The sequence below is a fragment of the Streptomyces sp. NPDC058221 genome, assembly GCF_042882365.1.
Classification (GTDB): domain Bacteria; phylum Actinomycetota; class Actinomycetes; order Streptomycetales; family Streptomycetaceae; genus Streptomyces.
Genome location: NZ_JBHVWF010000068.1, coordinates 26,033 through 39,795, shown reverse-complemented (window position 1 = coordinate 39,795; position 13,763 = coordinate 26,033). Strand labels below are relative to the sequence as shown.

Genomic DNA, 13,763 nt, shown 5'->3' with positions numbered 1-13,763 from the left:
GGCGCGCGGCCGGACGGGGTTCCTGCGGGTGCCGTGGGGGAGCTGTTACTTGCCGAAGGCCATCATGGTCTTCGTCTCCAGCTCTGCCTTGTCGTTGGTGGCACTGACCCGGCCGCTCACGATGAACGAACGGCCGCCTTCGTACAGGATCTTCTCGTCGTAGAAGCCGCTCTCGATCTCCGCCGTCGAGGCCGGGTGCTTCAACACCATCTGCGGAGTACCGCCGCCCGACCCGAGTGTGGCGATACCGCCGCCCTTGCCGTAAGCGGCGTCCACGTAGAGCACCAGGCTGCCGCCCTCCATGCGCAACGGCCTCATGGTCTGCTCGGCGGGGGCCTTGGCCTTCCACTTCGTCTTGCCGGTGTTGAGGTTGAACGCGACGACCTTGTTGGTCCGGGCGGTGCCGCTGGTGTCGTCCTGTGTCGTCAGGTAGAGCGTGTTGGGATCCGCCACGACACCGTCACAGCCGTCGACGGACTTGCCGAAGATGGCGAAGGCACTGCCGCAGCTCGTCGAGAACTTGTCGCCCTTGTCGCTGACGATCTGGGAGCGGAGCGAGCCGTTCTCCTTGAGCGCCAGGACGCTCCACTGCTTGTCGTCGCCGCTGCCCTTGGTCAGCGAGACGACGAGCGGGCTCACCGAGTAGAACTTGTCGATCTCCCAGCCGCGCGCGGGCTTGTAGGTCCACTTGGGCTTCCCGGTGACCGGGTCGACCTCCTCGACCTCGTGCTGCGGCTTGTCGACGTCGTCGGTGCGGCAGTTCGTGGCGGCGATCAGCTTGGATCCGCCCGCGAAGGCGAACGGCTGGCAGATGCCGTCCCGCTTGCCGAACAGCTCCTTGCCGTCGCTCACCCGGAAGGCGTTCGATGCGCCGGTGCGGCCGACCGTCACGGTGTCGCCGCTGATCGCGAGGGAGATGTCCGACATCATGTCGAACAGGCCACTGCTCTTGATCGACTTCTTCCAGCCGGTCTTGCCGGTGTTGAGGTCGATCAGCTGGAGGTCCGAGCAGTCCGCCTTGGAGGTGGTGCCGTTCTTCACGCCGATGACGATCTTGCCGTCGCTGGTGGTCTGCTCCGGTGCGGAGCAGATGTCCGTGCCCAGCTTCAGCGTCCACTTCTGCTTGCCGTCGGCCACCGAGAAGCCGGAGACCGTGCGGTACATGCCCTTGACGACGGTGTCGCCGACAATCCACGGCCCGTACACGTCGGAGCCGTTCTTCGGGAGGTCGACGTCGTTCTTCTGGAGCCAGAGGACCTTCGCCTCGCCGGGCTTGCGCCCGCCGTTCAGGTCGTCGTCGGCGTCACGGCCCGTCCCGTTGCCGTCCCCCTCGTCCACGGACGGGGAGGTGGACGGCTTCTGGACGTCGTCGCTCTGCTTCGCGACCGGCTTCTTGTCGTCGTCACCCCCGCTCGTGGCCAGGTAGACGCCGCCGCCGACGACCAGCAGTCCGACGACCGCGGCGGCGACGATCATCAGGGGCTTGCCCTTGAAGGGGTTGCCGCCACCGGGACCCGCCGGACCTCCCCCGACCGGTGAGCCGGGGTACTGCTGCTGCGGATATCCGTAACCGGGCTGCTGCGGCTGGCCGTACGGACCGGGCTGCTGGGCGTAGGGGCCCGGCTGCTGCTGGCCGTAGGGACCCGGCTGCGGCTGACCGTAGGGGCCGGGCTGCTGCGGCTGGCCCGGCTGCTGCGGCTTGTCGTACGGGCCCGGCTGCTGCGGCTGGCCGTACGGGGGCTGCTGCGGCTGGCCGGGCTGCTGCGGGTAGCCGTAGCCCGGCTGCGCCGAAGGCGGACCGGGCGGGGCAGCCGGGGGCTGCGCGGGCGGCGGCGTCTGCGGCGGGCCCTGGGGCGGCTGAGGGACCCCCTGCGGCGGCTCCTGCGGAGCGCCGAAGCCTCCCTGCGGCGGTTGCTGGCTGGGCGGCTGGGTCATCAGCGCGTCCCCCTTCGTGCGGTCCGGTGCCCGTTCCGGACTCCCCCGCGATTCCGCCGGGCTCCAGGAGTCGGACAAGACCCCCTGAATCTCCAGCGAAATGGAGCGAATCGGGCATGGATCCCGCAGTGTTACGACAGTCGAGCGGGGCTTCTTTGTACCACCCGCCCCACCACCGCCCTCGGTTCGGTCCACCCCTGTTCCCAAGGGAGAACCGGCCCGTGATGCCGCCGTTACGCCCCCGGCCGTCAGCTGCCGAAGGCCACCATCGACCGCATCCAGATTTCGTCGTCCCCGCTGATTCCGCTTATCCGGGTCTGCCCCAGGATGGTGCGGCCGCCCGCATAGACGATGCGCGGGTCGGTCAGGTCGCGCTCGTCCTCGGCACCGGCGGCCGGGTGGCGCATCACCATCTGCCACTTTCCGCCGGTGGACGGGATGGAGGCGATGCCGCCCCCCTTGTTCTTGGCCGGCGCGAGATACATCAGCAGCCTGCCGCCCTCCGTCCGCAGCGGGGTGAGGGAGCGGTCGGCCGGCGAGGAGACCGTCCACCTGGGCTTGCCGGTGGCCAGATCGAAGGCGGCGACCTTGTTGCCGTCGCCGGTTTTGACATCGACGGGCCCGGTCCTCATGTAGAACGTGTTCGCATCGGCGGCCGCCCCGACGCAGTTGTCGAGGTTGCGGCCCTGGACGATCAAGTCCTCGTCGCACCTGACCGCGTAGTTGCCCGGCCCCCCGGAGAGCTGGGAACGATAGGTGCCGTTGGCGTTGAGCACCAGAACAGCCAGCTTCTCCGGCTGCTTGAGCGCGATCACCGGAGGATCGGCGGAGTAGATCTGCGCGACCTCCCAGCCCTTCTTGACCTTGTACGACCACAGCACCTTGCCGGTGACCGGGTCCATCTTCTGGATCAGTTGTTCCTTGTGGTCGTCCGCGGCGGTCTGGCAGCTGGCGGCGGCGATGGCCACGTCCCCGCTGGCGAACCCGAACGGCTGGCAGTTGCCGGGCAGTTTCCCGAACAGCACCTTGCCGTCACTGACCCGGAAGGCGTCCGTCCTGCTGGTGCGCCCCACGGTCACGGTGTCGCCGTTGATCGCCATCCTGAGGTCGGAGAGCCCGTCCCAGAGGCCCTTGCGGACGTACGACTTGTGCCAGCCGGCCTTTCCCGTCCTGAGGTCGATCATCTGGAGGGCGTCGCATTCGGAGTCGCCCGACGTGGTGTGCTTGACGCCCAGCACGATCTTGCCGTCGGCGGTGGGCTGCGAAGGCGCCGCGCACGCGTTGGTGGTCAGCCGCAGGCTCCACTTGAGCTTGCCGTCCGTCACCCCGTAACCCGTGACGGTGTGGTACATCGCCTTGACGACGGTGTCCCCGACGATCCACGGGCCGTACACGTCCTCGCCGCCCTCCGGCAGGTCGACGCCGCCCTCCTGGAGCCAGAGCATCTTCGCCTCGCCCGGCTTGCGCTTGGCGTTGACGGCCGCTGCCTCCGCGTCGGGGCCGAGCTTGCCGTCCTCCCGCTTCTTCTCCCTGGTCGGGTTCGGCGAGGGCGTGGGGCCGGGCTGCTCCGAGCCGCCCGTCGGACCCGCCGCCGGCTTCCCTCCCCTGTCGTCCCCGCCGACGGCGTACCAGATGCCGCCACCGGCCAGGAGCGCCACCGCGAGCACGGCGCCGACGATCACGCCGGTCCGGCCGCGGAACCACCCGCCGCCGCGGGGCCCGCCGGACTGCGGCGGCTGCGCCGGCTGTTGTGGCTGCTGCGCCGGGTAGCCGTAGCCCTGCGCCGGCTGCCCGTACGGGCCGGGCTGCGGCGGATATCCGTAGCCGGGGGCGGGCTGGGCCGGGTGCCCGTAGCCGGGGGCGGGCTGCGGGGGTTGGCCGTACCCCGGCGCGGGCTGTCCGTAGGGGCCCGGCTGTGCGGGGGCTCCGTACGGGCCGGCCGGCTGCGCCGTGCCCTCGCCCGGGGCCGCGGGCGTCTGCTCGGGCGGCGGGCCGTAAGGGGCTCCGAACTCACCCTGTGGCGGCTGCTGTCCGGGCGGCTGGCTCATCGGCCCGTCCCCCTGTTCCTCTGTCACCTGCGGTGTGGCACGGTCCGGCTACCGCGCCGGGCAAGATCTCTTTCTACCATCCGCCCCACAGGCCCCAAAGAGCCCCACCGACCGCACCGGCCGTCCGAGTTGCACGGCGGTGCGGCTCAGCGGTCAGGCGTCCTCGGCCAGTTCCAGCCAGCGCATCTCCAGCACATCGCGCTCCGCCACCAGTTCACGCAGTTCTGCGTCCAGCTTCGCCACCTTCTCGAAGTCCGTGGCGTTGTCGGCGATCTGGGCGTGCAGCGTCGTCTCGCGGGTCGACATCTTGTCGAGCTGCCGCTCGACCTTCTGCAGCTCCTTCTTCGCCGCGCGTGCCTCCTGCGGCGAAACGCCCGGAGCCGGTGCGGGGGCGGACGGCGAGGACGGCGTGGGCGCCACCGCGGCGGGGGTGCCCGCCGCGGCCATCTGCCGCCTGCGCTCCAGGTACTCGTCGATACCGCGCGGCAGCATCCGCAGCGAGCGGTCACCGAGCAGCGCCAGCACCCGGTCCGTGGTCCGCTCGATGAAGAACCGGTCGTGGGAGATCACGATCATCGACCCGGGCCAGCCGTCGAGCAGGTCCTCCAGCTGGGTCAGGGTCTCGATGTCCAGGTCGTTGGTGGGCTCGTCGAGGAAGAGCACGTTGGGCTCGTCCATCAGCAGCCGCAGGATCTGCAGCCGGCGGCGCTCACCGCCCGACAGATCGCCGACCGGGGTCCACTGCTTCTCCTTGGTGAAGCCGAACTGCTCGCAGAGCTGGCCCGCGGTCATCTCCCGGCCCTTGCCGAGGTCGACCCGGTCCCGCACCTGCTGGACCGCTTCGAGCACCCGGAGGTTCGGGTTGAGCTCGGCGACCTCCTGGGAGAGGTAGGCCAGCTTGACCGTCTTGCCGACGACGACCTTCCCGGCCGCGGGCTGCTCGTCGCCCTGGGTACGGGCCGCCTCGGCCAGCGCCCGCAGCAGCGAGGTCTTGCCCGCGCCGTTGACCCCGACCAGACCGATCCGGTCGCCGGGGCCGAGCTGCCAGGTGAGGTGGGTGAGCAGCGTCTTGGGGCCGGCCTGGACGGTCACGTCCTCCAGGTCGAAGACGGTCTTGCCGAGCCGGGCGTTGGCGAACTTCATCAGCGCGCTGGTGTCACGGGGCGGCGGCACATCGGCGATCAGCTCGTTGGCCGCCTCGATGCGGTAGCGCGGCTTCGACGTACGGGCGGGGGCGCCGCGCCGCAGCCAGGCCAGCTCCTTGCGCATCAGGTTCTGCCGCTTGCCCTCCTCGGTGGCGGCGATCCGCTCCCGCTCGGCCCGGGCGAAGACGTAGTCGCTGTAGCCGCCCTCGTACTCGTGGACCGTGCCACGCTGGACGTCCCACATGCGCGTGCAGACCTGGTCCAGGAACCACCGGTCGTGGGTGACGCAGACCAGTGCCGAGCGGCGGGCGCGCAGATGGCCGGCCAGCCAGGAGATGCCCTCGACGTCGAGGTGGTTGGTCGGCTCGTCGAGGACGATCAGGTCCTGTTCGGCGATGAGCAGCTTCGCGAGCGCGATCCGGCGGCGCTCACCGCCGGAGAGCGGGGCGATGACGGTGTCCAGGCCGTGCTCGAAGCCCGGCAGGTCGAGTCCGCCGAAGAGCCCGGTCAGTACGTCGCGGATCTTGGCGCTGCCCGCCCACTCGTGGTCGGCGAGGTCACCGATGACCTCGTGCCTGACCGTCGCCTGCGGGTCGAGCGAGTCGTGCTGGGTCAGGACGCCGAGACGCAGCCCGCCGTTGTGGGTGACGCGGCCGGTGTCCGCGTCCTCCAGCTTGGCGAGCATCCGGATGAGGGTCGTCTTGCCGTCTCCGTTACGACCGACGACACCGATCCGGTCCCCCTCGGACACACCGAGGGACACACCGTCGAGCAGCGCACGGGTGCCGTACACCTTGCTGACCTGCTCGACATTGACGAGGTTGACGGCCACTTACGCTCCAGCTCGAAGGAAAACACTGACCTTCAGCGTAGTCGCCATGGTGCGCGGCTCCGTACGAGCGCCCGCTCACCCGTGCGGGCCGGGCCCCGGCGACGCCTGTGGGAGCGGGCCGGGGTGCGGGCCGGGCGGCGCTTGCGGGGGCGGTCCCGGGTGGTGCGGTCCGGGCGGCGATCCCGGCGGAGGCCCGGGTTGGGCGCCCCGCGGAGGCCCGGGGTAGGGACCCGCCGGAGGCCCGGGGTAGGGACCCGCCGGAGGCCCGGGGTAGGGACCCGGCGGCGGTCCGGGGTAGGGACCCGGCGGCGGTCCCGGGTAGGGCTGTGGCGGCCGTGTCCCCATCGGCGGGGGGCCGAAGCCTAGGCGGGCGTCCTGCGCCGTGGTCAGCTGCCGGACCGCGACCGCCCCCACGACGCCCGCGCCCGCCAGCGTGACGTCGGAGACGGCCAGCAGGAACAACGCGGTGCGTATGCCGTCGAAGTCCGTCTCGTCCACCGAGCTGAACTGGATCCAGGCCAGGGCCGCGAAGGCGCTGGAGATCACCCACGTGATCCACCACCCGGTGACGGCTCCACTGCCCGGCCGGCGGAGCGGGTAGCCGTAAGGGCCGGCCTGCGGCGGGCCCTCCGCCGCGGCGGCGATGTCGTCGGTGATCTGCTTCGGTATCCACCAGTTGGCCACCGGGATGAACCACGCGCCGACGGCCATCCCCGGCGAGGTGCGGTGCCGGCCGGGCGCGAGCGCTTCCGCGTTCATCCGCAGCCGGTGGAACCAGCAGAGGAAGACCGGTACGGCCCCGAGGAAGGACACGTTCAGCAGCACCACCGCGGTGGCCCAGAAGCCGCTGAGCGGCCGCTCACCACGCAGCGCGAAATAGGCCGCCCAGGGGCTGTCCAGCTTCTCGTACAGATTCATGTCCGCGACGAGCCGCAGCAGCGCGAGGCCCGCCACCACCGAGAACAGCACCACGGTCGCCGTACCCAGCCCACCGGCCGGGGACGGGCGCACCACCGGCGGGTACCGCGGCGGCGCCTCCACGAACGGCACGGGCCCGGCGGGCGGCGCCGGCGGAGCGGGTCTGTCAGGCACGGGCGGCACGGGCGTATCCCGCACGGGCGACGCGGGCATGTCCTGCACGGGTGCGCCCTGCACAGGCGGCACGGCGTCCTGCACAGGCGGCACGGGGTGACCCTGCGCCGCCTGTGCCGGAGGCGCCTGCGGGCTGTCGCAGCGCGCGCAGCGGCCGTCCGGCCCCTGAACCGCCGAATCACAGCGTCCGCACTTCATACCGACCCCCGACCCCCGGCGCCTGCGCGCTTCCCAACGTGGAAAGCCCAGGCTACGGGCCCCTTGTGATCCCCACCACACCCTGTGGATAACTCTGCGTGGACCGTGCGATACCTGGCGCGAAATGATCTGCGGCCGGGGGAGCCAACCCCTGGATTCCGGGGTGGGGAGACGTTGTGGTGGGTCGTACGGTTCGGGGGCTCGTCCCCGTACTGCTGGTCGCGGGGGCGCTGGCCGGATGTTCGGCGGAGCCGGGCGGCGGCACCGGGGCGGAGGCGTCGCCGGGCGGCGGGGTGACGGCCGGGAGCGCCACCGGCAGCGCGGAGGCCGGGGCAGGCACGGTCGGGCGCGCAGGGTCCGGGTGCGAGTTGCGTGTCACCTTCGACGTGGCGAAGCGGTGGAAGGCGAAGGCCGTCACCCTCGGCTCCGGCTCCCCCGTGGACGCCGCGCTCGGCATGCAGGGCCCGGTCTCCATGGCCTGCGAGATCGACGCGAAGCCCGCGGGGCACATCGGGTTCCTGCGGGTGTGGCAGGGCGAAGGAAAGGGTGCCGCCTCCCCGCGTCAGGTGCTGGAGGAATTCGTGGCGGCCGACGAGAACGCGTCGGGGACGACGTACTCACGGACCACGGTCGGAAAGCTCGCCGTGACCGAGGTCGCCTACACCGTCCGCAGCGAGGTCATGGACGAGTCGCGCGAGGCACGGGCCTTCGCCGTCGCCACTCCGGACGGACCGGTCGTGGTGCACCTGGGCGGACTGGACTCGCAGGAACACCGGGACATGCTCCCCGCGTACGAGCTGGCGAAGCGGAGCCTGCGGCTCGGCTGAGGTGGGGGGTGCGGGCTCTGCCGGCGGCATCCGGCCGGCGGAGCCCGCAGCCGTCCCGTCAGCGGAGCGTGGCGCCCGGCGCCGGGGAGGTCGCGGTGCGGGCGCTGCGGCAGGTTCCCGAGGCGATCAGCGCATCGGCGACCTTGCGGGCGGACGCCTCGTCCTCGGTCAGGAACGCGGTGGTCGGCCCCGAGCCGGAGACCAGCGCGGCCGCGGCGCCCGCGGCGGTGCCCGCGGCCAGGGTGTCGGCCAGCGAGGGCCGCAGCGAGAGTGCGGCAGGCTGGAGGCCGTTGCTCAGGGCAGCGGCCAGAGCCTGGGTGTCGCCGGTCCGCAGCGCCTCCAGGAGCACCGGGGACGCGACGGGCTCGGGTACTGCCGTCCCCGCCGTGAGCCGGTCGAACTCGCGGTACACCGCCGGCGTGGAGAGTCCGCCGTCGGCGACCGCGAAGACCCAGTGGAACGTGCCGCCGGTCTCCACCGGGGTCAGCTGCTCGCCGCGGCCCACCCCGAGGGCCGCGCCGCCGACCAGGCTGAACGGGACATCGCTGCCCAGCTCCGCGCAGATGGCCAGCAGCTCCTCGCGGCCGGCTCCGGTGGACCAGAGCGCGTCGCACGCCAGCAGGGCGCCGGCGCCGTCGGCACTGCCGCCCGCCATCCCGCCCGCGACCGGGATGTCCTTGTCGATGTGGATGTGCACCCGGGGCTCGATGCCGTGGCGCCCGGCCAGGGCGATCGCGGCGCGGGCGGCGAGGTTGGTGGCGTCCAGCGGGACCTGTGCGGCGTCCGGCCCGGAGCAGGTGATGCGCAGATCGTCGGCCGGGGTGACGGTGACCTCGTCGTACAGGCCGACGGCGAGGAAGACGTTGGCCAGGTCGTGGAAGCCGTCGGAGCGCGCGGCGCCGACCGCGAGCTGGACGTTGACCTTGGCCGGAACGCGGACGGTGACGCTCACTCGGCACCCCCCTCGGTCCGGTCGCCTGCGGTGCTTCCGGCGGACCCGCTGCCGCCGGCGCTCCCGGACGACGGGTCCCCTGTCGCGCTCCCCACGGGCTTGTTCTCGGCGATGGCGGCGAACTCCTCGACGGTCAGGGCCTCGCCGCGGGCCTGCGGCGAGACGCCGGCCGCGACGAGGGCGGCTTCGGCGGCGGGCGCGGATCCCGCCCAGCCGGACAGCGCCGCGCGCAGCGTCTTGCGGCGCTGGGCGAACGCGGCGTCGACGACCGCGAAGACCTCGGCCTTGCTCGCCGTCGTGGCGACGGGCTCGGCCCGGCGCACCAGGGAGACGAGTCCCGAGTCGACGTTCGGGGCGGGCCAGAAGACCTTGCGGCCGATGGAACCGGCGCGCTTGACGTCGGTGTACCAGTTGGCCTTCACCGACGGCACTCCGTAGACCTTGTTGCCCGGCCGCGCGGCCAGCCGGTCGGCGACCTCGGCCTGCACCATGACCAGGGTCCGCTCGATGGTCGGGAAACGGTCGAGCATGGTGAGCAGCACGGGCACGGCGACGTTGTACGGAAGGTTGGCGACCAGTGCGGTCGGCGGCGGGCCCGGCAGTTCCCGTACCAGCATCGCGTCCGAGTGGACGAGGGCGAACCGGTCCGCGCGCTCCGGCATCCGGGCGGCGACCGTGGCCGGCAGCGCGCCCGCCAGCACGTCGTCGATCTCGACGGCGACGACCCGGCGGGCCGCCTCCAGCAGCGCCAGGGTCAGCGAACCGAGACCGGGGCCGATCTCGACCACCACGTCGTCGGGGCGGACTTCCGCGGTGCGCACGATCCGGCGGACCGTGTTGGCGTCGATGACGAAGTTCTGGCCGCGCTGCTTGGTGGGGCGTACGCCCAGCGTCGCGGCCAGCTCGCGGATGTCTGCGGGGCCCAGGAGGGCGTCGGGCTCTGTGGTGCTCACCCGTCAAGCCTACGGGCCGGGCGGCCCGTGTCCCGCCCGCCGGACAGGCCCTGCGGGACGGACCTCAGGACCGCCTCCCGGCGGTGCGCCTCCCGGTGCCGGCCTTCACGACCTGGCTGACCGGCTCCCGCACCACCTCAGCGTCCACCTCTCTGGGCTTCTGCCGGACACCGTTGACGGTCCGCAGGACGTACATGACCCGGCGGGTGCCGTCCCGCCCCTTCCGTTCGACGACCTCCGTACCGGCGGCCAGCGAGCCGTCCCCGGTCCGCTCGACGGCGTACGGCAGCGGCTCCTCGCGCACCTCTCGGGTGGTGGTGATCCGCAGCACCGAGACGGTCTGGCCCTCGCGCGGGAAGCTCTCCGGGGCCACGGACGTGGTGTCGTCGCCGCGCAGGGTGACACCGGCCCGGGCCACGGCCTCGCGGACGGTGGCGGCGTTGGTGCGGACGGTGTGTTCGCGGCCGTCGGCCATCACGGTCACGGTGCGTTCGGTGCGCACGTCCAGCGCCAGTCCGGTGCGGCCGATCGGCGCGGCCCGGGAAACGGAGAGATAGGCCCCCTCGGCACGCACCCCGAGCCGTCGCAGGGCGTCGCCGACCGTGTGCTCCGAGGTCCAGACCCGGCGCCGCACCCCGTCGAGCGTGAGCGTCACCGGGCGCCGGCTGCGGACGGTGATCTCGTCGCCGTTGCCGAGAGCGCTCGCCGGGTCAGGGATGACCGTCCGGTGGCCGTCCACGGCGATGCCCTCGTCCGCGAGGAGTTCGCCGACGTCGTCCGCGAAGGTGTGCAGGGTGCGCGGCTCCCCGTCGATGTCCAGCGTCACCGCCTTGTCGTCGGCGATGAACGCGGTGGTGCCGCCTGCCAGGAACGCCACGACGAGCGCCTGCGGCACCAGCCGCCGCAGGTTCTCGGGCCGGGCGGGCCCCCTGCGCCGCCGCCCGGCCCGCCGGGCACCGGCCCGGCCACCGGGAGCGGGGGCGAGCACGGAGCCGGCCCCCGGCAGGTCCACGACGGTCGGCCCCGTGCCACCACCCGGCAGGTCCACGACGGTAGGGGCGGCCGGGCCGGCGCCACCCCGCACCAGGTCCACGACGGTCGGCCCTGTGCCGCCACCCGGCAGATCCACCACGGTGGGTGCGTGCAGCGGCCACGCCGCCAGTGTCAGCTCCTCGTGCAGCGGTACGGGCGACGGGCCCGGAACGGTGGCCGGGACGGGGCCGCGTGGCGCCGCGTCCGCCGTCCGTCCCCTGCCACGTACTGCGCGGTGACTGCCCTGCGAATTGCTCACGACGCTCCAGAAGATCCGTACCGGCCGGCTCACTCTTGGCGCCCGGGACAATAGCGGAGCGGGTGTGACTCTCCAAAGCGGCACGACTACCCAGCGTCGCGACCGCGTGGGCCGGCGGGGGTCAGTAGTCGAACGCGCGAGCGGTGTTGTCGGCGACAGCCGAAGCCAGGGTGTCCTCGTCGAGGCCCTTCACCGCCGCCATGGCGCGCAGCGTGACCGGAATCAGGTACGGCGCGTTAGGCCGTCCGCGGTACGGAGCGGGGGTGAGGAACGGCGCGTCCGTCTCGACGAGGACCAGTTCCGTGGGCGCGACGGCCAGCGCGTCGCGCAGCGGCTGGGCGTTCTTGAAGGTCATGTTGCCCGCGAACGACATGAAGTACCCGGCGTCCGCGCAGATCCGGGCCATGTCCGCGTCGCCGGAGTAGCAGTGGAAGACGGTCCGCTCGGGGGCGCCCGCGTCGGCGAGGATCCGCAACACATCGGCGTGCGCCTCGCGATCGTGGATGACGAGCGCCTTGCCGTGCCGTTTGGCGATCTCGATATGGGCCCGGAAGGACTCCTCCTGGGCCGCCATGCCCTCGGGGCCGGTCCGGAAGCAGTCGAGTCCGGTCTCACCGACGCCGCGCACGTGGTCCAGAGCGGCCAGTGCGTCGATCTCGGCGAGGGCCTCGTGCAGAGCGGCCGAGCCGCCCCCTTCGCGCGTCCCCTGCCGCGACCAGCCATCCGGATCCCCGTGCACGATCCGCGGCGCCTCGTTGGGGTGCAGGGCGACCGCCGCGTGCACGCTCGGGTGCGCGGCCGCCGTCTCGGCGGCCCAGCGCGAGCCCTTCACGTCGCATCCCACCTGGATCACGGTGGTCACGTTGACCGCGGCGGCCCTGGCCAGGCCCTCCTCCACGGTGCCGTCCTGCATGTCCAGGTGCGTGTGCGAATCGGCGACCGGTACCCGGAGGGGTTCGGGCAGCGGCGGGGCTTCGGTACGGCTCATGGCCACGATCGTACGAGGACCGTGGCCGGGGCCTCACTTGCGGAAGGGATGCAGCAGGTCGGCAAGGTGCCAGTGGTGCTCACCGGCCGGAGCGGCGGTGGCGGCCACGGCCTCGTCCTCCCGGTCGAGGGTGCCGGTGTCGAGGGTGCCGGTGTCGTCGAGGGGACGGCGGTTCTGGAGCAGCTGCTGGACCGTCGAGACCCGGCCGGCCCGCATGATCCGCACGACGTGCCCGCCGCAGTTGCCGCAGGTGGGCGTGGAAAGGGGGGAGGGCACTCGTTCGCCGTCCGCCTTGTAGACCACGAAAGCGTTGTTGGAGGCGTCGACGTGATGCTCTATTTCGTAGGCCTGTTCCCAGCCGTGTCCGCACCTCATGCAGGCGAAGGCATACGCCTCGTGCGCGGTGGTTGCTGCGATCTCACTCATGCCTGCTCCTCTTGTCCGCCGGACAAGCACTCCGGAGAATGCGTCCTGTTATCCAGTGGACGCCTTTACCGGTGGAAGCGCACCGGGCCCTGCCGAGTGTTGGAGCGGTCTTGGCCTTCTCGTGGCAAAAGGGGCCGGTGCGCGGCTCTGGCTTTGCCTTTTACGATAGTCCTTTGCCATCGGCGGGGCCGGTCCTGGCAGCGTTCTTTGCCGCTACGACCGCGTCGAACACCTCGCGTTTGGGCAGCCCCGCGTCCGCGGCGACGGCGGCGATCGCCTCCTTGCGCCGCTCCCCCGCCTCCTCGCGCACCTGCACCCTGCGCACCAGCTCCTCGGCGTCCAGCCCCTCGGCCCCGGAGTCGGCCGCGCCCTCGACGACGACGGTGATCTCGCCGCGTACGCCCTCGGCCGCCCAGGCGGCGAGCTCGCCCAGCGGACCGCGCTTCACTTCCTCGTACGTCTTGGTCAGCTCCCGGCACACCGCGGCGCGCCGGTCGGCGCCGAACACCTCGGCCATCGCGGCCAGGGTGTCGTCGAGCCGGTGCGGTGCCTCGAAGAAGACCATCGTGCGGCGCTCGTCGGCGACCTCACGGAGCTTGCCGAGGCGTTCTCCGCCCTTGCGCGGCAGGAAGCCCTCGAAACAGAACCGGTCCACCGGCAGCCCGGACAGGGCGAGCGCGGTGAGTACGGCCGACGGGCCGGGCACGGCGGTGACCTTGATGCCCTGCTCCACCGCGGCGGCGACGAGCCGGTAGCCGGGGTCGGAGACGGACGGCATGCCCGCGTCCGTGACCAGCAGCACGCGGGCGCCACCGGTGAGCGCCTCGACGAGTTCCGGCGTACGGGCCGACTCGTTGCCCTCGAAATAGGACACGACACGCCCCGTGGTGTGGATGCCCAGCGCCTGGGTCAGCCGGCGCAGCCGGCGGGTGTCCTCGGCGGCGACGACGTCCGCCGTCTCCAGTTCGGTGGCGAGGCGTGGCGGCGCGTCCGCCACATCGCCGATGGGGGTCCCTGCGAGTACCAGCGTTCCAGTCGTCTCCGTCACAAGGTCCATCCTCCCAGCACGGGCGGCA

11 protein-coding genes are annotated in these 13,763 nt (G+C 72.3%); 1 reads left to right on the top strand and 10 read right to left on the bottom strand.

Annotation, left to right across the window (positions count from 1 at the left end):
* Positions 1-45: 45 nt before the first annotated feature.
* From ACFVW8_RS21865 to ACFVW8_RS21850, 4 genes are all read right to left on the bottom strand, one after another.
* Positions 46-1,935 (bottom strand): PQQ-binding-like beta-propeller repeat protein, encoded by a 1,890-nt coding sequence (locus ACFVW8_RS21865; protein WP_389692446.1) that lies wholly within the window; start codon positions 1,933-1,935, stop codon positions 46-48.
* 248 nt (positions 1,936-2,183) lie between these two features.
* Positions 2,184-3,983 (bottom strand): PQQ-binding-like beta-propeller repeat protein, encoded by a 1,800-nt coding sequence (locus ACFVW8_RS21860; RefSeq protein WP_389692444.1) that lies wholly within the window; start codon positions 3,981-3,983, stop codon positions 2,184-2,186.
* A 153-nt stretch (positions 3,984-4,136) separates the two neighbouring features.
* On the bottom strand, positions 4,137-5,960 hold the full coding sequence (locus tag ACFVW8_RS21855; RefSeq protein WP_389692442.1) for an ABC-F family ATP-binding cassette domain-containing protein: 1,824 nt from the start codon (positions 5,958-5,960) through the stop codon (positions 4,137-4,139).
* 75 nt (positions 5,961-6,035) lie between these two features.
* Positions 6,036-7,052: a DUF4328 domain-containing protein gene (locus ACFVW8_RS21850; protein ID WP_389692440.1), complete on the bottom strand. Its 1,017-nt coding sequence runs from the start codon at positions 7,050-7,052 to the stop codon at positions 6,036-6,038.
* 377 nt (positions 7,053-7,429) lie between these two features.
* Here ACFVW8_RS21850 and ACFVW8_RS21845 point away from each other — a divergent pair, with 377 nt between their 5' ends.
* Positions 7,430-8,077 carry a lipoprotein gene (locus tag ACFVW8_RS21845; protein ID WP_389692438.1) on the top strand — a complete coding sequence of 216 codons (648 nt, stop codon included), beginning with the start codon at positions 7,430-7,432 and terminating at the stop codon, positions 8,075-8,077.
* A gap of 58 nt (positions 8,078-8,135) precedes the next feature.
* On the opposite strand, the gene ACFVW8_RS21840 is transcribed toward ACFVW8_RS21845, so the two are convergent.
* The 6 genes from ACFVW8_RS21840 to rsmI all read right to left on the bottom strand — a co-directional run bounded on the left by ACFVW8_RS21840 (position 8,136) and on the right by rsmI (position 13,744).
* Positions 8,136-9,029: a 4-(cytidine 5'-diphospho)-2-C-methyl-D-erythritol kinase gene (locus ACFVW8_RS21840; RefSeq protein WP_389692436.1), complete on the bottom strand. Its 894-nt coding sequence runs from the start codon at positions 9,027-9,029 to the stop codon at positions 8,136-8,138.
* Positions 9,026-9,982, bottom strand: a complete 957-nt coding sequence (gene rsmA, locus ACFVW8_RS21835; RefSeq protein WP_389692434.1) for a 16S rRNA (adenine(1518)-N(6)/adenine(1519)-N(6))-dimethyltransferase RsmA — start codon at positions 9,980-9,982, stop codon at positions 9,026-9,028. The genes ACFVW8_RS21840 and rsmA overlap by 4 nt, the downstream gene beginning before the upstream one ends.
* A 64-nt stretch (positions 9,983-10,046) precedes the next feature.
* Positions 10,047-11,273 carry a ubiquitin-like domain-containing protein gene (locus tag ACFVW8_RS21830; RefSeq protein WP_389692432.1) on the bottom strand — a complete coding sequence of 409 codons (1,227 nt, stop codon included), beginning with the start codon at positions 11,271-11,273 and terminating at the stop codon, positions 10,047-10,049.
* A 121-nt stretch (positions 11,274-11,394) separates the two neighbouring features.
* Positions 11,395-12,261 (bottom strand): TatD family hydrolase, encoded by an 867-nt coding sequence (locus ACFVW8_RS21825; protein WP_389692430.1) that lies wholly within the window; start codon positions 12,259-12,261, stop codon positions 11,395-11,397.
* A gap of 33 nt (positions 12,262-12,294) precedes the next feature.
* Positions 12,295-12,687 carry a hypothetical protein gene (locus ACFVW8_RS21820; RefSeq protein ID WP_389692428.1) on the bottom strand — a complete coding sequence of 131 codons (393 nt, stop codon included), beginning with the start codon at positions 12,685-12,687 and terminating at the stop codon, positions 12,295-12,297.
* A gap of 160 nt (positions 12,688-12,847) precedes the next feature.
* Positions 12,848-13,744 carry a 16S rRNA (cytidine(1402)-2'-O)-methyltransferase gene (gene rsmI / locus ACFVW8_RS21815; RefSeq protein WP_389692426.1) on the bottom strand — a complete coding sequence of 299 codons (897 nt, stop codon included), beginning with the start codon at positions 13,742-13,744 and terminating at the stop codon, positions 12,848-12,850.
* Positions 13,745-13,763 lie beyond the last annotated feature (19 nt).